This window comes from Acinetobacter sp. 778_lipA (assembly GCF_058242985.1).
On sequence record NZ_JBZAYT010000001.1, the window covers coordinates 2,082,299 to 2,107,733 of the forward strand.

At 36.1% G+C, this 25,435-nt stretch carries 21 protein-coding genes and 3 pseudogenes; 12 read left to right on the forward strand and 12 right to left on the reverse strand.

Features of this window, described 5'->3' with window-relative positions; all coding sequences use genetic code 11:
• Positions 1–49: 49 nt before the first annotated feature.
• Positions 50–160: pseudogene (locus AC4CUY_RS09915) on the forward strand (CysB family transcriptional regulator); the annotation flags it as partial.
• A 300-nt stretch (positions 161–460) separates the two neighbouring features.
• Here AC4CUY_RS09915 and AC4CUY_RS09920 read toward each other — a convergent pair.
• Entirely contained in the window at positions 461–799 is a 339-nt protein-coding gene (locus AC4CUY_RS09920; RefSeq protein WP_490774042.1) for a hypothetical protein, read from the reverse strand.
• Between the two features lie 414 nt (positions 800–1,213).
• Between AC4CUY_RS09920 and AC4CUY_RS09925 the strand changes: the two genes are divergently transcribed.
• From AC4CUY_RS09925 to AC4CUY_RS09940, 4 genes are all read left to right on the forward strand, one after another.
• A complete protein-coding gene (locus tag AC4CUY_RS09925; protein ID WP_419359661.1) occupies positions 1,214–1,783 on the forward strand; it encodes a TetR/AcrR family transcriptional regulator in 570 nt (189 codons plus the stop codon).
• A gap of 144 nt (positions 1,784–1,927) precedes the next feature.
• Positions 1,928–2,947: an MBL fold metallo-hydrolase gene (locus AC4CUY_RS09930; protein ID WP_490774043.1), complete on the forward strand. Its 1,020-nt coding sequence runs from the start codon at positions 1,928–1,930 to the stop codon at positions 2,945–2,947.
• A gap of 196 nt (positions 2,948–3,143) precedes the next feature.
• Positions 3,144–3,692: an RrF2 family transcriptional regulator gene (locus tag AC4CUY_RS09935; protein WP_483771024.1), complete on the forward strand. Its 549-nt coding sequence runs from the start codon at positions 3,144–3,146 to the stop codon at positions 3,690–3,692.
• A gap of 158 nt (positions 3,693–3,850) precedes the next feature.
• Positions 3,851–5,056, forward strand: a complete 1,206-nt coding sequence (locus AC4CUY_RS09940) for an NAD(P)/FAD-dependent oxidoreductase (protein ID WP_490774044.1) — start codon at positions 3,851–3,853, stop codon at positions 5,054–5,056.
• Between the two features lie 428 nt (positions 5,057–5,484).
• On the opposite strand, the gene AC4CUY_RS09945 is transcribed toward AC4CUY_RS09940, so the two are convergent.
• The 7 genes and pseudogenes from AC4CUY_RS09945 to AC4CUY_RS09975 form a co-directional block, all read right to left on the reverse strand.
• Entirely contained in the window at positions 5,485–6,402 is a 918-nt protein-coding gene (locus AC4CUY_RS09945; RefSeq protein WP_490774045.1) for an alpha/beta hydrolase, read from the reverse strand.
• Positions 6,403–6,439: 37 nt separating this feature from the next.
• On the reverse strand, positions 6,440–7,366 hold the full coding sequence (locus AC4CUY_RS09950) for an alpha/beta hydrolase (RefSeq protein ID WP_490774046.1): 927 nt from the start codon (positions 7,364–7,366) through the stop codon (positions 6,440–6,442).
• Positions 7,367–7,607: 241 nt separating this feature from the next.
• Positions 7,608–8,501, reverse strand: a complete 894-nt coding sequence (locus AC4CUY_RS09955) for an AraC family transcriptional regulator N-terminal domain-containing protein (protein ID WP_419328905.1) — start codon at positions 8,499–8,501, stop codon at positions 7,608–7,610.
• Between the two features lie 39 nt (positions 8,502–8,540).
• Positions 8,541–9,242, reverse strand: coding sequence for an oxidoreductase (locus AC4CUY_RS09960; RefSeq protein ID WP_490774663.1), 702 nt, complete (start codon positions 9,240–9,242; stop codon positions 8,541–8,543).
• The gene (locus AC4CUY_RS09965; RefSeq protein WP_490774047.1) at positions 9,236–9,676 is read right to left on the reverse strand and encodes an oxidoreductase; all 441 of its coding nucleotides are present in this window, start codon (positions 9,674–9,676) and stop codon (positions 9,236–9,238) included. The genes AC4CUY_RS09960 and AC4CUY_RS09965 overlap by 7 nt, the downstream gene beginning before the upstream one ends.
• Before the next feature lie 118 nt (positions 9,677–9,794).
• Positions 9,795–10,709 (reverse strand): AraC family transcriptional regulator, encoded by a 915-nt coding sequence (locus AC4CUY_RS09970; RefSeq protein ID WP_336951118.1) that lies wholly within the window; start codon positions 10,707–10,709, stop codon positions 9,795–9,797.
• Between the two features lie 552 nt (positions 10,710–11,261).
• Positions 11,262–11,955, reverse strand: a pseudogene (locus tag AC4CUY_RS09975) (type 1 glutamine amidotransferase domain-containing protein).
• Positions 11,956–12,044: 89 nt separating this feature from the next.
• On the opposite strand from AC4CUY_RS09975, the gene AC4CUY_RS09980 reads away from it, so the two are divergent.
• From AC4CUY_RS09980 to AC4CUY_RS09990, 3 genes are all read left to right on the forward strand, one after another.
• The gene (locus tag AC4CUY_RS09980) at positions 12,045–12,458 is read left to right on the forward strand and encodes a MerR family transcriptional regulator (protein WP_419328923.1); all 414 of its coding nucleotides are present in this window, start codon (positions 12,045–12,047) and stop codon (positions 12,456–12,458) included.
• Positions 12,459–12,551: 93 nt separating this feature from the next.
• Positions 12,552–13,349 (forward strand): type 1 glutamine amidotransferase domain-containing protein, encoded by a 798-nt coding sequence (locus tag AC4CUY_RS09985; RefSeq protein ID WP_336951117.1) that lies wholly within the window; start codon positions 12,552–12,554, stop codon positions 13,347–13,349.
• Between the two features lie 164 nt (positions 13,350–13,513).
• Positions 13,514–14,548: an acetoacetate decarboxylase family protein gene (locus AC4CUY_RS09990; RefSeq protein WP_336951116.1), complete on the forward strand. Its 1,035-nt coding sequence runs from the start codon at positions 13,514–13,516 to the stop codon at positions 14,546–14,548.
• A 295-nt stretch (positions 14,549–14,843) separates the two neighbouring features.
• On the opposite strand, the gene AC4CUY_RS09995 is transcribed toward AC4CUY_RS09990, so the two are convergent.
• From AC4CUY_RS09995 to AC4CUY_RS10005, 3 genes and pseudogenes are all read right to left on the reverse strand, one after another.
• The gene (locus tag AC4CUY_RS09995; protein ID WP_419359669.1) at positions 14,844–15,911 is read right to left on the reverse strand and encodes a saccharopine dehydrogenase family protein; all 1,068 of its coding nucleotides are present in this window, start codon (positions 15,909–15,911) and stop codon (positions 14,844–14,846) included.
• 18 nt (positions 15,912–15,929) lie between these two features.
• On the reverse strand, positions 15,930–17,168 hold the full coding sequence (locus tag AC4CUY_RS10000; RefSeq protein ID WP_336951114.1) for an NADH:flavin oxidoreductase/NADH oxidase family protein: 1,239 nt from the start codon (positions 17,166–17,168) through the stop codon (positions 15,930–15,932).
• A 198-nt stretch (positions 17,169–17,366) separates the two neighbouring features.
• Positions 17,367–17,744: pseudogene (locus tag AC4CUY_RS10005) on the reverse strand (alpha/beta fold hydrolase); the annotation flags it as partial.
• 404 nt (positions 17,745–18,148) lie between these two features.
• Here AC4CUY_RS10005 and AC4CUY_RS10010 point away from each other — a divergent pair.
• The 3 genes from AC4CUY_RS10010 (at position 18,149) to AC4CUY_RS10020 (ending at position 23,463) form a co-directional block, all read left to right on the forward strand.
• A complete protein-coding gene (locus AC4CUY_RS10010) occupies positions 18,149–19,594 on the forward strand; it encodes a coniferyl aldehyde dehydrogenase (RefSeq protein WP_490774048.1) in 1,446 nt (481 codons plus the stop codon).
• Between the two features lie 65 nt (positions 19,595–19,659).
• Complete coding sequence (locus AC4CUY_RS10015) at positions 19,660–20,646, forward strand: NAD(P)H-quinone oxidoreductase (RefSeq protein WP_490774049.1); 987 nt, start codon at positions 19,660–19,662, stop codon at positions 20,644–20,646.
• A gap of 555 nt (positions 20,647–21,201) precedes the next feature.
• Positions 21,202–23,463, forward strand: coding sequence for an ATP-binding cassette domain-containing protein (locus AC4CUY_RS10020; protein ID WP_490774050.1), 2,262 nt, complete (start codon positions 21,202–21,204; stop codon positions 23,461–23,463).
• A gap of 159 nt (positions 23,464–23,622) precedes the next feature.
• On the opposite strand, the gene AC4CUY_RS10025 is transcribed toward AC4CUY_RS10020, so the two are convergent.
• Complete coding sequence (locus AC4CUY_RS10025; protein WP_490774051.1) at positions 23,623–24,252, reverse strand: TetR/AcrR family transcriptional regulator; 630 nt, start codon at positions 24,250–24,252, stop codon at positions 23,623–23,625.
• A gap of 59 nt (positions 24,253–24,311) precedes the next feature.
• On the opposite strand from AC4CUY_RS10025, the gene AC4CUY_RS10030 reads away from it, so the two are divergent.
• Entirely contained in the window at positions 24,312–25,184 is an 873-nt protein-coding gene (locus AC4CUY_RS10030) for an alpha/beta fold hydrolase (protein ID WP_490774052.1), read from the forward strand.
• The last annotated feature ends 251 nt before the right edge of the window (positions 25,185–25,435 follow it).

The following is a 25,435-nucleotide window of genomic DNA, read 5'->3' on the forward strand; positions in this document are numbered from 1 at the left end:
AGCATTTATTTATATATTTGCTCTTATTTTTATATTCTATATCCAAATTATGAACTTTCAACAACTTAGAATTATTAGAGAACTCGCTCAACATAATCTCAATTTATCACAAACAGCACATGCTCTAAAAACATCTCAATCTGGTTTAAGTAAAAAAGTCTTCTTTCATTATTATATCTTTTTATTTTTCTGAAATATTTACTTTAAGATATTGAATAACAAAATAAAATAAATGACAGCTTATGTGTCACTAACTAATGTCATTGATTGTCACTAAATTCTATAACTCATTGATATTATTTAATCAGAAATGACAACTTATGTGTCATCTGTCGATATTGTTGCCACAGCTCAGCAACGTGAATCTAGATAATTTTATTCACGTTGCTGACTATTTTAAGCAACATAATTTAAGATATGCAGAAATCAGATCGCTACTCGACTTTGTATAGTTATGACTTCAATGTACTTTCATGTTTGCTTCAGTTAAATAAGCTTTCTTCGATGTCTTATTCCATAAACACAGTTCTTGTCCTGTTTTGTTTTTCATATGTGCTTGCGGATATTTTCCTTGAATCAAGAGTGCCGAATATCCAACACGATCATCAAAAAGCATGATATTACTCACTGTTTTGGCACTTTTAAGTTGACTGGCTTTTATACAAGCCGCTTTTATTTCCTGATCATGCTTGTTCCATGCCTTCTCGGAACTTCCGAAAGCTACGCTAGTTACAGCAGAACTTGCCATAAAACCTAAAATAGCAAGATATTTTAAAAATATACGATATCTCAATATCATGATGATTGTCCTGTAAATTTGAGTGTCTGGATCTATATTGAAACAATCTAATGAGAGAATCTAGCGATTTACACATGCTGTAACAGCAGATATTCAGGATTAAACATATCTCTGAAAAGTTGCCCGTGATTTAAATTTTAATATATAGATCAACGACTTAAAAATAGCTTTATTCAATAGAAGCATTAACTGACCATCTGATCCCCTACACTGATCAATAATTTCTCGTGTCTTATCGGTTGCGGAAACTATAATTATGAATACTCATTATAGTTCTAACTTTGCTGAGTGGATCCGTATATGTGATGCTATAGCTTATGATCTTGAAAAAGCCCATCCCTTTTAAAATATATATCTTGCGCTTTATCTATTTTTATGTATGATTGAGTAATCACTCAATTAATATATTTGTCTATGGCTCGTCCTCGTAGTGAAGATAAACGTAATGCGATTTTAAATGCTGCTATTGAAACATTGGCAGAACTTGGAGAGCGTGCATCTACTTCAAAAATAGCCAAAGTTGCTGGTGTGGCAGAAGGTACTTTATTTACTTATTTCAGTAATAAAGAGGAATTACTCAACCAATTATACCTTTCGCTAAAGGCCGAGCTGCGTCAGGTCATAATGCTGAATTATCCGAACAACTCAGGCCTACAAACCCAAATGTTTTATATATGGCAAAGCTATCTGGACTGGAGTTTAGATGCCCCACTCAAACGTAAAGTGATGGCGCAGTTGTCGACTTCAGAACAAATTACAGAACAGAGTAAACACATTGGTATGCAAACTTTTTGTGATTTTACTAAGACTATTCAAGAACATATTGATGATGGCAAATTAAGAGATTATCCACCTTTGTTTATCGGTTCAATTTTGGGTGCGCTTGCTGAAGTCACACTCAACTTTATTGCCCAAGACACTTCTCAAGCTGATCTTTATCGGAAGTCCGGTTTTGAAGCGTTTTGGCATGCAGTTTCAATCTAGATAAAGACTAAAATAAGAATGTGCAACATTCTTATTTTTAAATTAATTAATGAGTGATTAAATACTCATTTAAATAAATTAAAATAAGTACTTATCTCAAGTTCTTATTTACAGACATAGGTTATTCCACTCAAGGAAAATAAAATGACAATTTCAAATGCAACAGACTTGCCTTCTCCCTTCATGTCATCACAGCAACACAATGGGAAATTTAGCAATACACAGCCGAATTTGCATACACATTCTTTCGGAAAAACGCTAGGCTTAATGTGGAAATTTTTATTTAACAAACCCAAAAATACGGTGCCAAATCGAGAAATTCCTGTGTTAAGTTTATCAAAAGAACAACTGATGAGTGCCCCAGACCATTCTCTATTTCGTCTTGGGCATTCGACAATTTTATTAAAATTGCGTAATGAATTTTGGTTAACCGATCCTGTTTTTTCTGAGCGTGCCTCGCCTTTTCAGTGGATTGGCCCTAAGCGTTTTCACCAACCACCAATTAGTATTGTGGACTTACCTGCCATTAAAGGTGTGATTTTGTCGCATAACCACTATGACCATCTCGACTACCATGCAGTAATCCAACTCAAAGACAAAGTTGAACACTTCTTAACACCACTTGGCGTCGGTGACGCACTGATTAAATGGGGGGTGCCAGCAGAAAAGGTCCAGCAACTTGACTGGTGGGAAACAATCCATGTGGATGGTCTTGAGCTAATCGCCACCCCTGCCCATCATTTTTCAGGCCGTGGTATGAGTGATAGCAATGCAACGCTTTGGGCATCGTGGGTAATTATTGATAATGATTTACGGGTGTTTTTTAGTGGTGATACTGGTTATTTCGATGGGTTTAAAGAGATTGGAAATCGTTATGGTCCTTTCGATCTTACCATGCTAGAAACTGGGGCCTATGATCCAGAATGGCCAGATGTTCACATGCAACCTGAGCAAACATTACAAGCACATATCGATTTAAAAGGACGTCATTTGTTGCCTGTACATAATGGGACTTTTGACTTGGCGCTTCATGCTTGGGATGATCCATTTGAACGGATTGTTGCTTTGGCTCATCAAAACCAATTATCGATTAGTACGCCTCAAATGGGTGAAGTATTGAACTTAAACGAGCCAAATGTCGAAAATTATTGGTGGCGTTCATAATTTTTTCGATCATTTTTAAATTATTTACGTCCTTTAATTCTCTTTTAAATGTATTTATATTCAGTGATATAGCCTTATTATTTTCATCTATATTTTCTTTTCATAAAACTAGGACTAACTTTGTCTTAGTTCTATTGTTGACTTAAAACACAGACTACATTAGTCTGTGTTTGTAATTGATCAATTATGAAATTAAATGGCTTATATTACTAGTAGCGTCGAGTATGCGATTCACTGTCTTCTTTTTCTTGTGAACAATGAAGATAAACCTTTAAGTAGTAAGGATCTTGCTGAATTACAAGGAGTTTCTCCGAGTTTTATGGCCAAGATTTTTCCTAAACTTGAAAAGGCAGGTCTTGTTGTTGCTCAAGAAGGTATTCGCGGCGGATATTTACTCGCTCGATCTGCTCAAGAAATTACTTTTTTAGATATAGTGAATGCAATCGAAGGTGAAAAATCACTTTTTGAGTGCCAAGAAGTTCGTGGTAAATGTGCGGTCTTTAACAATGCCCCACCCGATTGGGCAACCAGTGGTGTATGTGCAGTACATGCAGTTATGTTACAGGCTGAAAAAGCCATGCGAGATGCTTTAGGTGCTCACACACTTGGTGATATTGCAGACCGTTTTGGTCGTTATGCACCCGACGTATTTTTTAGTGATGTAAATGGCTGGATTAATAAACGCATAGAAGGAAGAACAGCAAAAATGCGGAAAAGTAAAATATCACGGGATACTCCCGACTAATGAGCTTATAGGGCTTTCATCCCTAAGGTAAAACTTCTCTAAACGTTTTAAATGCCTTCTCAGATTTTTCGGACTGTCAGAGAAAGGATTCACTCACCCAAAATTTTGGGATGAGTAAGAATTTGTATGTCCGAAAAATCTATCAAAAGGATAATCAAATGAGTAAGCGTATTATTATTGCAGGTTCTGGCTTTGCTGGGTTATGGGCAGCACTTGCCGCACAACGAGCAATTTACTTGACTTCCCAACAACAAAACATTGAAGTGATGATGGTTTCCCCTAGTCCAAATGTGGATATTCGTCCTCGACTTTATGAAGCTGTACTTGAAAATATGTACCCTGATATTTCAGAGTTATTAAGTATAGTAGACGTTAAATATGTGGCTGGCTGGGTAAATGAAATTGATACTACTGCCCAAAATCTTGTAATTACCACAACTCACGGCGATAAACAGACTTTAAGCTATGAGCGTTTTATTCTGGCAACTGGAAGTACTACTTTTATGCCACCTATACTGGGGCTGACTGAATTTGGATTTAGCGTAAGTACATTAGAAGATGCTGAAAAACTTGACCAACATCTTAAAAGCTTAGCCAATAAACCTGCAAATGCAGCACGTAATACCGTCGTGGTTGCAGGCGGTGGACTGACTGGGCTTGAAACAGTGACCGAAATGCCTGAGCGCCTACGTAGCATTTTAGGTGAAACTGATATTCGTGTGGTTTTAGTCGATTCATCAGCAGAAATTGGTGCAACATTGGGTGACGAAGCTGCGGCGGTAATTCGAGAAGCGCTGAGCGAACTTGGCATTGAAGGTAAAGCTGGACTACGGGTTACTGCACTTGATGCTTTTGGGGTAACACTTTCTAACGGCGAAAGAATTGAAGCAGAAACTGTCATTTGGACTGCGGGCATGCGAGCGAACTCGCTGACCTCTCAAATTGCAGGTGAAAAAGATAATTTAGGTCGTATTTTAGGTGATGCTTATTTACATGCACCAGAGGCAAAAAATATTTTTGTGACGGGTGATACTGTAAAAGTTCCAACCGACAATATAGGTAATTTTAACGTGATGTCATGTCAGCATGCCATGAGCCTAGGCCGTGTAGCGGGTTATAATGCTGCAGCAGAATTGGTTGATTTGCCATTACATGCGTATAGCCAACCAAAGTATGTGACTTGCGTCGACTTAGGCCCATGGGGAGCACTTTACACTGAAGGATGGGATCGAAAAGTTCAATTTGTGCGCCATGAGGCGAAAAAAATTAAACAAGAAATTAATACGGTATGGATTTATCCGCCAGTTGCAGATCGTGAAGCTGTTTTTGCTATAGCAAATCCTGATTTTGTAATTGTTCCTTAAAATTAGTTTTATTAAAGCAGATCATTTTATTTAACTCTCCCAAAAGCAAAACTAGTGATGGTTTTGCTTTTAGTTTTTTTGAGACATTAAGTTATGAGTTTTTAAACTCTTTTATTATCGCTAAAGCCGTTTTTTTAGCAGAAAATGTGTTTTATCCTGTAAAACATCAATGCACCTGAAACGTTTTATCCAAATATCTACTGCTGTTCAACGCAAATATCAAGTTCAATATGATCACTGGGACGTTAACTTTGACCTCTAGCAATTACAGAGTCCCCTTGCTGAACCGCTGCTTTCACAATTTCAACACCCTTTCCGCGCGTTGTATTTATCACAAACCAAACACGTTTCCTTGCGTTACTCTAAACATTCAATAAAAAACAGGCCACTTTAAAGTGACCTATTGAATTACTTTAAATGCAGAGTAATTAAAGTTTTGTCGTAAAGAATGGAACAAGTTGACCAATTGCCTCATCAACAAAATTCAATTTGTCATACAGTGACATATGGTTTGCCCCTACAACGACATAGAGCTGTTTATCTGTACTCGCTGCACGATTAATTAGATCTTCACTCATCCACTTACTGCCCGCGTTACTCCCTGCAATTGCGAGTAAAGGTTGAGTAAAGAAGGCTTCTGCTTTGTTGTATGCATCATAAGTAATGATTTGGGTTAAACTACGTGCTGTTGCAAAACCCGGTGCATTTGGATGCTCTGCTCGTGGAGTATGGTAATACTCCCAAGCTTCACGCAATTCTTCGTTCAGTGCATCTTCTTCTTTCAATGGAGCAAGCGGAATAGTTACAATCTCTGCACCACTCGCATCTGAAGTTCGAGCATCTGTACCTGCTTGGATATAGGGAATTGCATCTGCGTCTTTGACATTGTTCTCCCATCCATTACGGAACATTTGGCCAATGTTGACTGCACTCACCATACCTACAGCTTTTATACGACGATCATTGATTGCTGCATTTGCGGTATAACCGGCACCTGCACAAATCCCCATCGCACCAATACGGTTATTGTCGACATAAGGTAATGTTGTTAAATAATCAATCACGACACTGACGTCTTCAGTACGGATATAAGGATTTTCTAACTGACGTGGTAAGCCTGTACTCGCACCTTGAAAAGATGCATCATAAGCAATTGTTACAAAGCCATGTTCAGCAATCTTACGAGCATATAAACCAGCCGTTTGCTCTTTGACACCACCGCCAGGATGGCTCACCACAACCGCAGGATAAGTTTTGCTTTCATCAAACCCTTCAGGGAAATTAATTACTGCTGCAAGTATAATTCCTTGACCATTTTGATTCTGAATACTGATTTCTTTTGACATTTTAATATTCCACTATTGAACTTTTTATATTTCAAAATTAAAGATATTCTTTAAAAAATGGGATTGCTTTCGCTAATGCTTTAGCAACAGGTTCTGGTTGGTCGTAGAATTCGTAATGTGATGTATTTTCTAAAACTAACAACTCTTTTTGTTTCGATGCTGCACGACATACAATTTCATGACCATCTCGGTAAGCTCCAAAAGCTCCTGGTTTGTCACCGATTACAACCAAAATCGGTTGGGTTAATAAGACTTCAGCTAAGTGAAATGCATCCCAACCCAAAGCCACACTCATACGAGAAAGTAATGCACTGGTTGCACCGTTTGGCTGCTGACCACGAGCAGTTTTGTAGTAGTCAGTCGCTTCTAATGGGTCAATATCGGTAATTCCAGCTTTTTTACCCTCCTCTACGGATGGAGGAAGTAAATCATTCACTAATAATTCTCCACCACGAGCTTCGGCAGTACGTTGTGATCCAATTGCCTCGAGCCCTTCAATCAAAGCCTCACCTGTTCCACCATAACCTTCACGGGTCATACGGCCAAAGTTCACGCCAGTGATTGAAGTCACTGCTTTAATACGTTTCTCTGTCATTGCCGTGTTGAGTACATAAGCACCACCACCACAGACACCTAAAGCACCAATACGATTTTCATCAACGAAATCTTGAGTGACCAAATAATCTACTGCATAACGGATATCTTCAACACGGTGATATGGATTTTCTATAAAACGTGGTTCACCGCCACTTTCACCTTGGAACGATGCATCGATTACTAGAACTACAAAACCTGCCTCAGCTAGGGCTTTACCATAAATATTGCCAGAAGTTTGTTCTTTACAACTTCCGATTGGATGAACACTGACAATGGCTGGATATTTTTTACTTTTGTCAAAGTCATTAGGAAAAAGGATATTAGCTGCTGATTCCCATGCTAGATTTTTATATTTTACAGTTTGCATATGGAGTACCTCATTCGTTAATTATGCTTAATTACCATCTACTTTAGGTTGGTTACCTATCTTTCTATGTATTCAGTATAGGATGACGAAACCTGATTGAATTGCCTAATTCAACGGATAATTTGCCTATTCTGTTATTTATATAATTTTTTTAAATTAAATATATTTTTCAATATTTTAAAAAAATAAAACCCCACTTCTTTCTTAGAAGTTGGGCGAATATAAAAAATTTTCTGTTAGTTCAAGCTAAGAGTAGGTTTTGGATATCTTTTTGGGGTGAAGAACCAAACAAGCGTGAGTATTCACGGCTAAATTGAGAGGCACTTTCATAACCTACTAAACTTGCTGCATGACCTACATCTACCTCACCATTTAACATCAAATGACGGGCTTCCTGTAAACGGAGTTGCTTTTGGTACTGTAATGGGCTCATACCCGTAATCTCCCGAAAATGTTGTCTAAACGTCGATGGACTCATAAAAACAAGATCCGCAAGATCATCCATTTGAATTTGTTTAATAAAATTATGCTTCAACCATGATACTGCTTTTTCGATCTTGCTATTCATAGAGCCAACTTTAATTAATTGACGTAGATAAACACCATTGGGCCCTGTTAATAAACGAATCATTATTTCTTGCTGAATAATAGGCGATAACTGAGATAATAAAACAGGCTCATCAATTAAATTTACCAAACGATTTATCGATTCGATTAGAGCATAGTCAATAACTTGAACACCGAAAGAGGGTTGTATTTTCTCCTTAAAATCCAATTGCCCCAGTTGAGAAACCATTTTCCTAATCATTGCTACATCAAGTGAAAGCATTAATCCCAAAAAAGGTTTATGGCCAGTAGTACAACGAGTATGACTAACAACTGGAATATCAATCGTTGTCAGCATTGATTGTCCTGATGTATATGTAAAAATTTCTTCCCCAATAATGACTTGCTTTTCGCCTTGTAGAACAATACCTAAACCTAAGTTATAAATACAATGTGTCGCACTTGGCTTGGAACGTCGATGCAAGGATAATGTAGAAATTGCTGTTTGGTGGTCGCCATCAGTTTGACTGAGGCGATCGACATTCTTTGCCAATGAAGTAATGACATCATTTGTAGTTTCATCGTACATTTTTGTCTCCTTGACCAGTCAATTCAAAATCTAGTCTGTTTAAGACTTCTCTATTTGCTTAATCGGAAACCAGCCTTTTGTTGCCTCGATCACCTGCTGTAACTTTTCAGGAATCACAAGTTCAGGCATTTTTTCTAAATCCAATTGAGTTTCAATTTCATCAGCACGATCATTTTGGGCTAACTGTACCCATTCTGGATTTATAATTAGCCCTTTACCTACAGCGACTAGGGGGAGACCCAAACCCAAAGCCTTTTCAGCTTGATCAGGAATTAGAATCATACCTGCAGCCATAATAGGTAATTGATCACCAACATAATCAATTACCTGTTTAATAATAAGTTGTTCATCAATAGTATCGACAGGTTTTGAGTTAAGTAAGTCAACTAATGAAACATGAAGATAACTAATTTCAGCATCTATTAAACGACCAATGAGCTGTAAACTATCAGCTATACCTAAGCCTTTTTCATCATATTCCTCAATAGAAATACGATTGCCTAAAACAAAAGGTTTTTTGGCACATTGCTTAATCACACGTTTTACTTCTCTAACAATCTCTAGAGGAAAATGCATACGTTTTTCTAGGGAACCACCCCATTCATCGTCACGCTGATTAAATTGTGGGGAAAAGAAATTTTGAATTAAAAACCCATGTGCTCCGTGCAATTCAACTCCATCAAATCCAGCTTCAATAGCTCGACGTGTCGTTTCACCAAAGGCATGGATTACCTCTAAAATAAAGCACGACTTTTCAGTTGACCATCATTAAATGGTCCAGCAGGTGCAGCTAAAGCGCTTGCACTTACCAAATCAGCATGAGGTATCAAACTAGGTACAGCTTTATTCCCTGCATGGAAAATCTGCAAAATGGCGGGAGCTCCTCCACTTTTAGCTGCTTGTGCAAGTGAGGTTAAACTTGGGATAAAATGATCGTCATACGCAGCAAATTCATTGGTAAAACCAATTCCATTTTCCTGAACATGCGTACAACCTGTAATAACAAGTCCTATATCTTGAGCACGATGTCTTATATATTCGAGTTCTTGCTCAGAAACCGTTGCATCTTCATTTCCAGACCACGTCGTCATAGGCGCCATGACAATTCGATTACGTAAAGAAATCCCATGAACTAACTCAAAAGGTTTAAATAAAGTAAGCTTGCTTAGCGACATCTCAACTGCCTTAAATAATAAGTTGAATATTTATAAGCAGTATAAAAAATGAGAAAACTTTAACATTGCCTAAAATGACGAGTTATTTGCCTATTATATTTAATTCGGCAAAATTCAATTATGAACTCTGCTTTAATCGCTGCACATCACGTTGAGGTGACTCTCCAAACAAACGACTATATTCTCTACTAAACTGAGAAGCACTTTCATAACCGACTAAACTCGCTGCACGTCCTGCATCCAAATTTTGATTTAACATCAAATGACGAGCTTCCTGTAAACGGAGTTGTTTTTGGTATTGTAATGGACTCATTCCTGTAATTTCGCGGAAATGTTGTCTGAAAGTTGATGGGCTCATAAATGCCCGTTCCGCCAAATCATCCATCCGAATCGGTTGTGTATAGTTATTTTTCAACCAACTCACAACTTGGTGAATCTTTTGATTTACAGATCCTGTTTTGACGAGTTGTCGTAAATAAATACCTTGTGAACTATTTAATAGTCTAACGATAATTTCTTTTTGAATTAAATGTGCTAGATGAGGAATCATAGCAGGCTCTTCGAGGACTTTAACCAATCTCAATACGGCATCTGTAAGAGGATCATCTACCCAATCTACTGAAAACGAATCATGAATATCCTCTGAAGATGAATGTTCATCTTCGATTGGCATATTTGCTACAACCTCATTCAGCATCTGAAGATCGAGTAAAAGTAAAACAGCTAAAAATGGTTTATGCGAGGAGGCTTGTACAACATGTGATGTTGCTGGTAAATCAATCGTCGTCAACATACTTTGTCCTTCAAAGCATTTATAGACTTTATCTCCAATCACAATTTCTTTTTGCCCTTGCAAGATAATACCTACACCTAAATTGTAGACACAATGAGTGCTCTCCGTTGGGCTTATTCTGTTATGAAAAGAAAGTCCTGAAATACTAGAAACATGATCCCCCTCTGTTTCAGCTAAATGTGAAACAGCGTGGATCAGTTGGGCTATATTTTTATTTCTTTTAGTAACGACGAGGGACATACATCTACAGCTCAATCAAGAATTTAAATTTTTTACCATGAATGCTTATTACAGTATATATTTTTTTAGTAACCATCAATGCTTAATTAGATATAAAAATCAATATCTTAAGTTTTATTTTATAATTTCCCCATGAATATGCTCCTTTCATCAATCTTTTAGCTGCAATAATTATTTCTTGTTGATTAGTTCCATCTCATAAAGTTAAATTTAAGTAATTAATTTAAGACCGATATTATTGAGTTATCTAAAATCACTAATTGAAAAATGAATAGTTATCAGTGTCCAATTCTTAGCCATTATTTTGGTTCAAACAGTACTTTACAGAGCAAGTTCATGAACTTAGTTTTTTATTATTTCAAATTTAAGACATTTATTATTGTTTTTTTAATATTTTTTAAAATAAAAATATGGATTCAGATTCAGGCAAACATAAGTTAAATAAATAACACGTGTCATTTTATACATTTCTTCTTATATAAATTAGTATTCATGCTTTCATCCGTCAGGCATTATCACTTTAACTCTATTGCACTATACTCAAATATAGAACTACATTTTTTGTAAATACTCGATAATTGCTCCAGCAGTAACACGTGCAGAAAATGGATTCTGACCAGTAATCAAATTTTGATCTTTAACAACATTTGGGGCAAAAGGAATGAACTTTCTTTCATAAAATGCACCATGTTCTTTTGCCCGTTGTTCTGCATTATATGGAACTTTTTTAGCCACACCTGCTAAGACTTCTTCACACCGCTCAAACCCAGTCAATTTTTTATTTCTAATTAAATATTCGCCATTCGAAAGCCGAATATTTAATAACCCGCAATAACCATGGCAAACACTAGATACTACCCCACCGTTTTCATAAATATTTTTGGTAATTTCTTGGAGTTCTAGATTATCCAAAAAATCCCACATTACCCCCATGGCCACCCGTGTAATAAATCACATCGTAATCTTGCTAATTGATTTCAGAGGGCTTCTTTGTATTCTCAAGTAATTTCATAAAGCTTGGATCATTTTTACGTTTTAATACTGATTGATCGGCAACAAAACGTCCTAATGATTTAGGTTCAATTGGTGAATTTCCACCGAGTGGACTTACAATATCTTGAACATAATGATTTTTTTCAAACTCATCGTAAGCATGAGTAAGTTCTCCCAACCATAACCCTGTAGGATAATTTATACCCTCATAGTTATCGACATTAGTGACAATATGTAATATCCGTTTTGTCATAGCAGCCTCTATTTTTCATTTTTATTGATCTTGCTTTTAACACACTATAAGTCTAAAGTTGGCTTTAATGTCAAGTGAAATTAAGTGAAATGAATATAAGCAAGCTATCAAAACAAAGTGGGTTAAGCACACCGACGATTCGCTACTATGAGCAGATTAAGCTGCTTCCAAAGGCAAAACGCAAAGCAAATGGCTATAGAGAATATAGCGAAAATGACCTTAAACAACTTTATTTAATTCAACAAGCTCAGCAAGTTGGTTTTTCTTTAGCAGAAATAAAATCATTTTTGCCATCTAACGTGACAACATGGAATCACGATATTTTGATTGGCTTACTGGAAAGCAAAATTAAAGATATTGAAGATTTAGAGCAAAAATTAGCAATGAGTAAAAATAATCTGCGTACTATGATTAATGCAATTAATAACAAACCTGATGAAATAACTTGTGAGGAAAATGCGCAACGTTTGCTGAATCTTTATTACGTTAATGATCAAGCCTAAGTATTCCATTTGTCGCTAAATCATAAAAACTATTGACCTTAAACCGAACTTTAAACATAGCATTGGAGACAGGTAATTTATGAGGAACCTGTCATGTTTAAATCTTGGACTCTTCAAAACTGGATCATTGGCTTTATTACACTAATTTTAGCCAATACTTTCGCTTATGCATCTGAACCAACTAAGCATTTAGCATCGAATGGAAAAATTTTAGTGGTGATGACAAATCACTTCGCCTATCCCAATCGTAAAGATACGACAGGCTTATGGTTGACTGAACTTACCCATTTTTATGATGTTGCACGTGCTGCTGGTTATGAAATGGATTTTGTAAGTCCTCGGGGTGGCAGTGTTCCGCTCGATGAGCGCAGTTTAAAAGTAATCTATTTAGATAACGCAGCAAAAATTCATTTAGCTAATCCTGAATTTATGCAACATCTCAAAACAACGCTCGAACCAAAAGCAATTGTGCCATCTAATTATAAAGCAGTGTATTACACAGGTGGTCACGGCACGATGTGGGATTTTCCTAATAACCAAGAACTAAAGAAGATCAGTGAGACAATTTATCAGCAAGGGGGTGTAGTATCTGCGGTGTGTCATGGAGTGGGCGGATTATTACCATTACAGGATCATAAGGGTCAATCACTAATTGCGGGGAGAACAGTAACTGGTTTTGCAAATATTGAAGAGACTCTATCAGGGATGAAATCTCAAGTCCCTTTTCTACTTCAGAACCAATTAATCGAACGCGGTGCTAAATATAAGCGTTCTTTGGTTCCGTTCACCTCTTATGTGATTGCTGATGATCGAATCATTACTGGACAAAACCCTCAATCAAGTAAAGAAATTGCGGAGGCTGTAATACAACGCTTAAAAACCATGCATTAATCCATTTTACACTCGTCATCAAAAACCAGATTATGTAAATCTGGTTTTTTTATTTTAATAACTGTAATAAACAAAAAAAAATCAATTAAAAATCATAAAAAGCTTGACCTTAAACCTTACTTTAATCTTAGCATTTAATTAATGTTAATAGGAGGAACACCATTATGTTCAATCAAATTAAATTCCGTCGCTCAACTGCTACTGCATCAATTGGTATATTCTTGAGTTTATCTGCTCATGCTACAACACCCAATACTACCTCTAGCAATGTTGAGAATAGTGATCAAAAAACCACCGTAGTTGAATTTGGACCATATAAAGTAAATGTACCTAAAGGTGGTTATTACGATCGTTTCCGCATGAATCCAGACTTGGATGAAGTTGCTAAAGACCCCGCTGCTGGAAATATCGATTATTTCCGTACTATCCCTAAAAAAATGGTAGAGACTCGTGTTGGTAAAGTTTGGTCACCAAATTTTTATTATCGTACCAGTAATGTACAACTGTTGATGCTTGCTCCAGTATCCAAGTTAAAAGCAAAACTTCCTGCTCCACTTGAGCCATTACAACCTTTCCCTGGCTATGGCTTAGTTTCTCTTACGTTCTTTTCTTATGCTGTAGGCGATGTCGATCCTTACGATGAAGTATCAGTCGCTGTAGTTGTTCGTCAACCTGGTGCGCATAAGTTTCACACTACAGAATTGTTAAGTTCAATGCGTAACCATAAATACTATGGTCATGTTTTAGCATTGCCTGTAGATACAGAAATTGCCCGTGTGCGTGGTGTGTATGGATATCAACTCCCTAAATGGCTGACAGCAATTGATATGACGATTGGTAATAAAAATGTTGAAGCTCAGATTTTGAATACTGATGGTAAACCAGATTTGAGTTTAATTGCACCGTTACCAAAGATTAAGCGTGTCAAACCACAATCTCATATCGAAACTAAAACGATGTTTAATTTAGTTGATGGCCAATGGCATAGTACATCTGTAGAATCTAATACACTTGCCTTTGGACAACAGCTATTTCCGAGAAATGTACAACTTGTTCGAAATGGCGGTCCTATAACTAACCTACTTGATGAGCTCGGTGCTGGTAAAGTATTACGTTTAGATGTGGTCAAAGATGCTCAGTTGGCTTTAAATATGCCAATACCATTGAAGTCTTTAGGTAATGAAAACAACAAAAAGTAATTCATATTCAAATTAAAGTACTTCCTAGCGAGGTACTTTTTTGTTTGATCTACCATTGATACTCATTTATTATTTTTCAACTAATAAATAGCTTTCAAGATGATTAAAATATTTTTAGTATTTTAATCATAGCGAGATAAGATAAATTTAAATAGCTATATTTAATATAAAATTTTCATCATTTAAAAACTAAAGTAATAAAAAAACCAATTCTAAATAAAATATTTGGAATTGGTTTAAATTAAGAAGGATCACAAACATTTAAGAAATATGATAGATCCTATCCCGAGTACGTCTAAGAAATTACAATATCACTTGAACCTTCGATCTGAGTCACTAGGCTGTAGCCCATTAACTTTGCTGGAGTATATGCTGCCCCCTTAACATCATGCTCAAGTAAATAACGAACGACTGTTAAAGCGCCATTTACGGTTAAGCTATAAGCATTTTGAGTTTGTATTCGTGCTGTTTTTATTACACCTTTTTCATTTCTTGCTTCGCCCCACACATAAGTCGGCAATTTAGCGCGTAATTCTTCATCAGGCCCTACCACAGATTTTTCAATAATTGATTTCATCAAGTTTTGTACTGATTTAAGTTTGAATATAGGACGTATGCAGTTCAACATTTTTGCACCAAAAATCATGGACGTTGGTGCTGGTACAAAAATCTCGATATTAGGAATACCAGTGGTATGAAAAGCTGTTGAAACATCCCCCCAAGGGACACTCATTGCGCTCTTCTTGCCATCACCAAAATCTATTTGACGTACGTGATGTGCTAAAGCTACGGTAGTGATTTTGCCATTTTTCCTTATTTTTCCGCCATCTGCCATGCCTTCTGTGCTGGTTTTGGCTGTGCCTGGTGAAAGTCCTGTTTTTGAATCAAAACCGAGTGCTAGATGAGTCGCATCGGGTAAAGCTTCTTTCAAGGCAGCAGCAACACAATCTGTTGGAATCACATCGAAACCTACACCTGGGCACAACACTATATTTGCTTGTTGTGCCTCTGACGTTAGTGATTGCGCTAATTCAAATACAGCAATTTCACCTGTAATATCCAAATAGTGAGAACCTGCTTTAATACAAGCTTTCATCATGGAATGTGAGGTTGCGGAAAAAGGGCCAGCACAATGCATGATTAGCTTAACACCATTTAATTGTTCGCTCACAGCTGTAACGTCATCTAGACCAAAAGCTTTGTATTCAAGGCCTAATTCTTGAGCAAGTTGTTGTACTTTGGCTTGTGTGCGTCCTGCTAAAATTGGCTTAAGACCTAAACGGACAGCTTCACGGGCAATTAACTCGCCCGTATAGCCATTTGCACCATAAATCATCCAATTGGAATCATTTGTATTTATCATGAAATCTGTCCTCGGTATTTAAGACGAAAATGCATAATCGCGCATTCGCTTTTTATATTGATGAGTACGACGTGCCATCGCTGCTTGTTGTATTAGTAATGCCCATAAAGGTGAGACTTTAGGGGTTGGTTTTTTGCCCAGACTTAACCTCCGTAGTTGGAATTTAACTGTCGCCATACTCGCAAGTGACGCTAAGGTTTTATTGTCCCAAGTAATTGGTTTTAATTCAGGTGCTACGTTTTGTCCTTGCCTCCATTTATTTGGTAAGTTTGGATCAATCGCCAATGCAGTCGCAATACCGACCATATCTACACCACTTTCAATTACTTTTTCAGCGACTTGTTTACGACGTATTCCGCCTGTCACCATGACAGGCATATTTGCAACTTTACCAATCTCTTGGGCAAATTCTAAGAAGTATGCTTCACGGGCTAATGTACGATCATCTCTTGATTGACCTTGCATCGCTGGTGCCTCATAACTACCACCTGAAAGCTCTACCAAATCAACAGCCAATTTATTAAGCATGCAAACGACTTGTTGTGCCTCCTCAGCACTGAAACCTCCACGTTGAAAATCAGCAGAGTTAAGTTTCACTGCAACTGTAAATGTTGGTGAAACCACAGCACGGACTGCTTTGACAATTTCAATTAGGATTCGTGCGCGATTTTCCAATGAGCCACCCCATTGGTCTTGGCGTTTATTGCTTAAAGGTGAGAGGAATTGACTCAATAGATAGCCATGTGCAGCATGGATTTCAACACCAGTGAATCCTGCTTGCTCACCTAAACGTGCAGTATTTGCAAAACGTTGGATGACTTCATCGATCATGTCTTGAGTCATTTCAATCGGAATACTAAAACGATCAGACATTTTCCCTAAATCTAGTCCTACAGCAGAGGGTGCCCATGTTTCCTGTCCTAAATTTGATTGCATTTGGCGACCGGGATGATTAATTTGCAACCAGACTTGCGCACCTTGTGAGCGCCCTATCTGTGCCCAACGTTTAAAAGTATCTATAAATTTATCATCTTCTAAAACCACACCACCTGGTCCTGTCATAGCACGACGATCAACCATAACATTTCCTGTAATGATGAGCCCTACTCCACCATTCGCCCATGCTTGATATAAATGCATCAGTTTTTCTGATGGTGCATGGTTTAAGTCAGCCATGTTTTCTTCCATGGCTGCTTTGGCAATTCGATTTTGAATTTGGGAGCCATTTGGTAAAACTAATTTATCAAACACTTTCATTTCGGTGTCCTGTTTTGGTATGGTTATACTTTAAGATTAAAGCCAACTTTAATGTCAATGGATTTTTTTGAATTAATTAATATAATTATCAAAATATTTATTAATTAATAGCTTATTAAAAAATTTGTGCTTTTAATTTAAAAAGATAGAGGCTTTATTTGCCTCTATCTTTTAACATGCTTAAGGTATGACTCATACTCACCATTCACGAATAAATGCTAATAAATCAGGATTAATAACATCTGCATTCACAGTGGGCATTCCATCTGAAAAACCTTTATAAATTTTTAAAGTTCCATTTTGTAAGAGTTTGGCAGACAAAGCCCCAGCATTTTCATAAGGTACGATTTGGTCATCATCACCATGCATTACTCATACTGGAACAGAGATCTTTTTTTAAATCTTCTGTAAAATCAGTCTGAGAGAATGCGACAATCCCATCATAGTGTGCTTTGGCCCCACTCATCATACCTTGACACCACCAATTCCAAAAATAGGTTCAGATGGGTCAACACCATCACGCTTGAACCCATAAAACGGCCCTGCTGGTAGGTTTTAATAAAACTCAGCACGATTTTTAAAAAGCTAATGATGCAAAAATTGCACAATTTGATTACTAATTTATGTTGTCGTCAATGTTGGTAAATTGGATAAATACGGCACTATCTCTTCAGATAGTTATTCAATATTAAGATTAAAGCTCACCTCAAGCTCAATGCTTTTAGTCAGTTTTGATTGCAAAAGTTTAAGTTTAAAAAATTGATTTTTTAGTCAGTGATTGTTGAATAGAAAAAGATTTATTTATTCCCCGTATTTCCTATCAAAGTTTGCTTATACATTTCCTACACCTCTACAAATTATTTTTTAATTTTTGATTTATTTCAGTTGACATTAAAGTTGACTTTAATCTTATAGTTATCTTAACGAGTTACACATTCATGTAGGCATTAATCGTTGTCTTCATATCGTGAGGTGAAAAAATGAATGCTTTAAATAAGACCCATCCAATTGAAAATTTGAATAAAATTTTGGATCAACAACGCCAAGCTTTTCTCCGATCAGAGCCAACAACTTTGTCCCAAAGAAAAGCAAATTTAAAAAAATTACGTGTTGCATTGCTTGCAAACCGCACTGAATTGCAGACCGCCGTAAGTGAAGATTTTGGACATCGTTCACATCATGAAACGGATGTGATGGAGTTGCTGGGTATCATTCAATCTATAGATTATCTGACTAAAAACTTAGGTCGTTTTATGAAAGCTGAACACCGCCATGTCAGTTTATTTTATCGTTCTGCGACTGCCCGTGTAGAATATCAACCTAAAGGTGTCATTGGTGTTATGGCACCTTGGAATTACCCAATATCATTGACATTGATTCCATTAGCGACTGCTTTAGCTGCTGGGAATCGAGTCATGTTAAAACCATCAGAATTAACGCCTCGTACCAGTGATGTCATTTATCGAATGTTGGCAGATATATTTCCACTAGATGAGGTTGCAGTTGTTCTTGGAGGGCCTGAAATTGGTGCAGAATTCAGCGCCTTGCCCTTTGATCATCTTTTATTTACAGGTAGCACACCTGTTGGTCGTAAAGTGATGAAAGCTGCAAGTGATAATCTTGTCCCTCTTACGCTTGAGTTAGGTGGGAAAAGTCCTGTGATTGTCGCTAAAGGTCATGTCAATTCAAGAACTTTGACGAGTATTACTTATGGAAAATTGTCTAATGCGGGGCAAACTTGTGTTGCACCAGATTACGCCTTGGTACATGAAGATGATCTAGAATCATTTATTAATCAATATGATAAAACAGTTAAAAAATTCTATCCAAATGGTCCTGATACCTTAGATTACACTTCCATTGTGAATGAACGACATTACAACCGTTTGCAAAATCTGATTAAAGATGCTGAGAAAAATGGTGCACGTATTGTTGAAGTAGGTATTAGACCTGAATCTGCAATTAATAGACAACGTACATTCACCCCAACTCTTGTTATCGGTGCAAAAGATGATGATGCCATTATGCGAGAAGAGATATTCGGTCCAATTCTTCCTGTTCGTACATATCGCAGTGTTGATGAAGTGATTAACTATATTAATACGAGAGATAGACCCTTAGCTCTTTACTATTTTGGTGAAAAAAATGCAGATTGCAAAAAAATACTAAGTCGTACTACATCAGGGAATGTAGGCATTAACAATACCCTTATCCATGTTGCGCAAGATGATCTTCCATTTGGTGGAGTAGGTCCAAGTGGCATGGGAGCCTATCATGGAATTGAGGGCTTTCGTTCGATGAGTCATGCCAAAGGTGTATTTGATCAAGGCCGGTGGAACTTTCCAAGTCTGCTCCATGCTCCTTTTGGTAAATTTATAGCATTTGCATTAGCGATCACTTTAGGTAAGAGACCTTCTTCAAATTAATTTTATTTAAAACGAGATTGACGATTCAAAATCCCATTTCCAACAATGATAAGGAAAAGACATTTATGAAATGTATTACATTTAATGGTGCAGGCGGTCCTGAAGTTATTACAGTAAGTGAACGTCCTATTCCTGAGCTAAGTAATGATGGCGTCTTAATTGAAGTGGTTGCTGCTGGTATTAACGGGCCAGATGTAATGCAGCGACAAGGTTTATATGCTCCGCCTCCAGGTGTGACAGACATCCCTGGTTTAGAGGTCTCAGGTGTAGTGAAAGCAGTAGGTTCATCTGTACGTAAGTTGAAAGTTGGTGATGAAGTATGTGCTTTGGTACAAGGCGGTGGTTATGCTGAATATGTGATTGCACATCAAGATAATGTTTTGTTTATTCCTGAGGGTTTAACCTTAATAGAGGGTGGAATTCTGCTGGAAACATTTATGACAGTTTGGTCTCATCTATTTCAACATGCAAAATTTAGAGAAAACAGTTCTATTCTAATTCATGGTGGCACTTCTGGCATTGGAACTACCGCAACTATGCTGACGCGAGCCTTTGGTGCTACACAAATTTTTACTACAGTTTCTAGTACTGCTCACCAACGAGCAAGTCTAGAACTTGGCGCTGATGTTGCGATGAATTATAAAGAACAGGATTTTGTTGAAGAAATAAAAAAACATACCAATGGCCAAGGTGTAGATTTTGTCTTAGATATTATTGCAGGCGATTACATTCAGAAAAACTATGAGGTTGCAGCTATGAATGGCACTATTTTACAAGTTGGTGTCCTAAAAGGGCTTGCAGAAAAAGTCAATATTTTCCCAATGTTGGCAAAACGTCTTACTCATACTGGCGCAACGTTACGTTCCCAATCTGCTACAGCCAAAGCTGAAGTTATGGCTGCCCTTCAGGAAAAAGTTTGGCCTTTAATTTCAAAAGAACAACTCAAACCGATACTTTATCAATCCTTTGATCTTGAAAATGCGCGGCAAGCTCATGAATTGTTACAGCAAGGAAAACATGTTGGGAAGTTAGCATTAGTTATCAAAAGATAATTTAAAAAAGGGAGTTAAGAGAAGATTCTCATAACTCCTTTAATGATCTTAGTCTAAGTGGCAGAGTGTGTTGAGCTCGTTATCGATGGATCAAAAATATCATAAATTATGTCGAATCAATGTTTAACTACAATCCGTTTTGAGTATTGTTAAATCATAGTATTAATATTTTAAAAAACTGATGGTATAAAATTTCTCTCACCTAAATAGATACTACAGTTCATGAACTTTGGTTTTTAATTTAAGGTATATTTTGTTATAAGCAATTGAATTAAAATGATATATATGGTTTTTAGCCTATAAAGTAGATTTTAGGTGAACATAAGTTAAATAAGCTTTCTTCCAAGTCTTATTCCATATACAAAACTCTTGCCCCATTTTGTTTTTCGTATGTGCTTGTTGATACATTAACTTTATTGAACACTTGTGTATCATTAATGTGGAGGAAAGATCAAAATTTTTAATATTTAAACTTTTTATTTAATAAACATATACATCCTTTTTATAAATTTTGTCTTATCTTTATTATAAATCCTTAACTTCAAGTGATCTCATATGACTAAAAGAACAATAAATATTTACGGAGCTAGGCAAAATAATCTAAAAAATCTTTCTTTGAAGATTCCCAAACATGAAATTGTTGTTTTTACTGGAGTCTCAGGTTCAGGAAAATCATCATTAGTTTTTGAAACTATTGGTGCTGAAGCGCAAAGACAGATCAATGAAACTCAAGACAGCTTTGTTCGCAACCGTCTGCAGCATTTTGGAGTTGCGGATGTTGACAAAATCGAGAATCTCAATGTTCCTGTGATTATCAACCAAAAACCATTAACAGGAAATATCCGATCAACCGTTGCAACAATTACAGACATTTATGCAAATCTTCGCCTATTATTTTCACGTATGGGTGAACCTTTTGTTGGTTATTCAAATGTTTTTTCTTTTAATCATCCCAATGGTATGTGCCCACAATGCGAAGGCATAGGTCTAGAGCAAATAATTGATATTTATAAAATATTAGATTTAAATAAATCCTTGAATGAAGAAGGTGCTATCAACTTCCCTACCTATCAACCCACTGCTTGGCGTTGGACGAGATATGCTGATTCTGGTTATTTCGATTTAGATAAAAAATTAAAAGATTATAGTGAAAAAGAATGGGATTTGTTTTTGAACGCTCCCCAGCATAAACCTTTAAATCCAAAAAGTGAATGGAAAAAAACGGCCCTTTATGAAGGACTGATTACCCGATTTGAACGTAACTTTTTAAAAGGTGAAGCACAAGAACGAAATCGTTATCGAGAAAAACTTGAGCAGATTATTAGCACCAAACCATGTTCTTTATGCCATGGACAACGGCTTAATCAAAAATCTTTATCTTGTAAAATTCATGGTAAAAATATTGCTGATTGTACTGCCCTATCTGTGTCAGCGCTTTTAGCGTTTATAGAGTCGATAAAAAGTGAGAAATTTGAAACTGTTTTATATGAGATCATTAACAAATTAATGAACTTAAACTTGGTCGGCCTCAGCTATTTAAATCTTAATCGTGTAAGCAACACCTTGTCTGGTGGTGAGTCTCAACGAATCAAGATGGTCAAACATTTAGGGAATAGCTTAGTCGACTTACTGTATATTTTTGATGAGCCAAGTGTGGGGCTGCATCCAAAAGATTTAGATAATATTATTAAAATCATTCAAAAAATTAGAGATAAAGGAAATAGCGTATTGCTTGTTGAACATGATCCTGATCTTATTAGAACTGCTGATCATGTTATTGATATGGGACCACTTTCTGGCGCAAACGGTGGTCAGATTATTTACCAAGGAACATTTGCGGAATTAAAAAACTCGTCTGGTTTAACAGGTCAATTTTTTAGAAGACCCAATACCTATAAGAAAATCCCACGTGTCAGTCATGAATGGATTTCGATTAAGAATGCCCATTTATTCAATTTGAAAAATATTGATGTAGCTATCCCTAAAAATTGCTTCACTGTTGTTACAGGAGTTGCAGGTTCAGGAAAAAGTACTTTAATAAGTAAAGTATTACCGCAACAATACCCTGAAACGAAAGTCATTGATCAATCTGCAATTACTGCAAGTATTCGGTCAAATTTACTTACCTATCTAGACCTTCTTGATCCGATTCGTCAACTATTTGCAAAAGCAAATAAAGTTAGCGTTAAGCTGTTTAGTTTTAATAGTGAAGGGGCTTGCCCTCAATGCAAAGGATCAGGTATCGAGAGAATTGAGTTGGCATTTTTAGATGATGTAGAAATGACGTGTGACTTATGCCATGGCTCGGGATATAAACCAGAGGTGTTAAAATATTATTATAAAGATAAGAATATTGCTGAACTTATGAAAATGACTGTCAGTGAAGCTAGTCATTTTTTTGAAGATTACAATTTACAGCAGCAATTTAATTCTCTAGTGAGCTTGGGTTTAGACTATATTGCAATTGGCCAACGCTTAAATACTTTCTCTGGAGGTGAGCGTCAAAGACTAAAACTCACAAAGCAGCTCAATGAAACAGATAATGTTTTTGTATTAGATGAACCAAGCACAGGCTTACATCCTTCTGATACTGAACGATTGATCGAGTTATTAAATAACTTAGTTGAAAAAGGCAATACCGTCATTGTTGTTGAACATAATTTAGATATCATGACTCAAGCAGATTGGGTGATCGATATTGGCCCATTGGCTGGAGATAACGGCGGTGAATTGGTATTCTCTGGAACAATTAGCGACTTACTCTCATTTGAAAAATCCTTAACGGGGCTCTATTTAAAAAAATATCTAGAGCTGTAAAAATATGAATAGTCACTTTCCAAATGTATGGTTTATATAGAATTTAGCTAACTAACACCATAAAGCCTTTAGGTGATGAACTAAACTTAGGTAAACATAAGTTAGATACTGTATGCCTAACTTATTAATTAATAGATTGTTATTTCGATTTAGCAAACATCACTCATTATTTTTATGTAGCATATTGGTCAGAAGCATGTTTAAACCTAACTCAAAAATTTGATCCTGATCTTCTATTGTCCAATAAGATTTAGCATCTTCCAGTAAAGTATATTTGTCTAATTTTAGATTTTTACCTGCTAGCTGATATCCCTTAGCTTCATCAATTCCTACACCTATTAAGTAATAATTTAAAATTCTTAAAAAATAACTCGCATTTTTTACACCTAAATTGGCATTCTTGAAAACAAGCAAAATACTATTCATAAAGTTATATCCAATATCTGTATTCAATGGATGAACAGCTAAGATAGGAAAAAATTTTGGATATTCATTAGATAATTTTCTCCATTGTTTTGCTATATACATCAATTGTTCTTTTGGATCGTCTACTTGCTTTTTTAAATTAATTTTTGAAATCAAAAAATCTACGATTTGATCAAGAATTTGTTCTTTATTCTTCATGTGATAATAAATACTCATAGCTTCACAATTGAGCATTTGAGCAAGTTTACGCAGACTGAAACCTTCTATACCGTTCGTTTCTATCATCTGTAAAGAGGTTTGAATAATTAAATCTCTCGACAAATTGACTCTTGTTTTTTTATGGTTCTCTGTTCGATTTGACATAATAGTGTTTACCTTATAATCTACCTTACAGTGTAAGTTTAGCAAAAAAAGGAATAAAAATGAAGTACACATTACATCGCTGGGAGTATGAAGGGAATTATTTGTCCTTTAAAAATTATAAAATCTTTTACAAGTTTTCACCTAAACTGAATGCCCAAACGATTTTATTAATTCATGGTTATCCCACAAGCTCATTTGACTGGGCTAAAATCTGGGATACTCTAGCTGAGAACTATCAAATACTTGCTATCGATTTACTTGGATTAGGATTCTCTGATAAACCAAGTAAATATATATATTCTGTTCAAGATCATGCCGATCAAGCTATTGCCTTGATTGAGTATTTGAAGCTAGAGGAAATTCATTTAGTCGGTCATGATTTAGGTGTAGGAATCATTCAGGAATTGCTCGATCGACAGCAGAACAACCTTTTAGCATTTAAAGTTAAATCTTCTATTTTTATGAATGGTAGTTTATTTCCTGAAGTATATCGCCCTCGCCTAATCCAAAAACTTATGGCGTCTATTCTTGGGCATATAATAATATATTTCTTATCTTTTCGTGTTTTCTCAAAAAATATGAAAAATATGTTTGATCAAAAGAATCAGCCAAGTGAGTTAGATTTAGAACAATGGTATCAACAATTAATTATGAATCATGGGAAAAAGAGCCTAGTTCAATTAAACCGTTCAATTTTCGAGAGGTTTAAACACCGTGATAGACTTGTCAATGCTTTGATTAATAGCCAGATTCCTTTATTACTCATCAATGGGAAAAGTGATCCTAATTCTGGTGAACATATGGCGCAAAGATATATAGAAATCATTCCTAATCTCAAAGTAATTGAAATTGAAGATTGCGGACACTGGACTCCTTGGGAGCAGCCAACCATCGTAGGAAAAGAAATAAAAACTTTCTTAGCTTCATTTTGAATATCGATTGATTGTTTGAGCTGCTTATCTGAAATCAATATTATCAAATGGTTATTTATTTTTTATACTGAGTATCTTCTTTATTGGAAGATACTCAATTTACAGTGTAAATTTATGAAATGTTAAGAGTATTATTAAGTTAATTCTTTGAAAGAACTCATCATAAAAGTAAGAAAGTAGATTTGAGCTAAACTTAAGTTAACTAAGTCTTTGGTAGCATCTTGTTTTATCAGTTTTTAATCGTTTTTAAA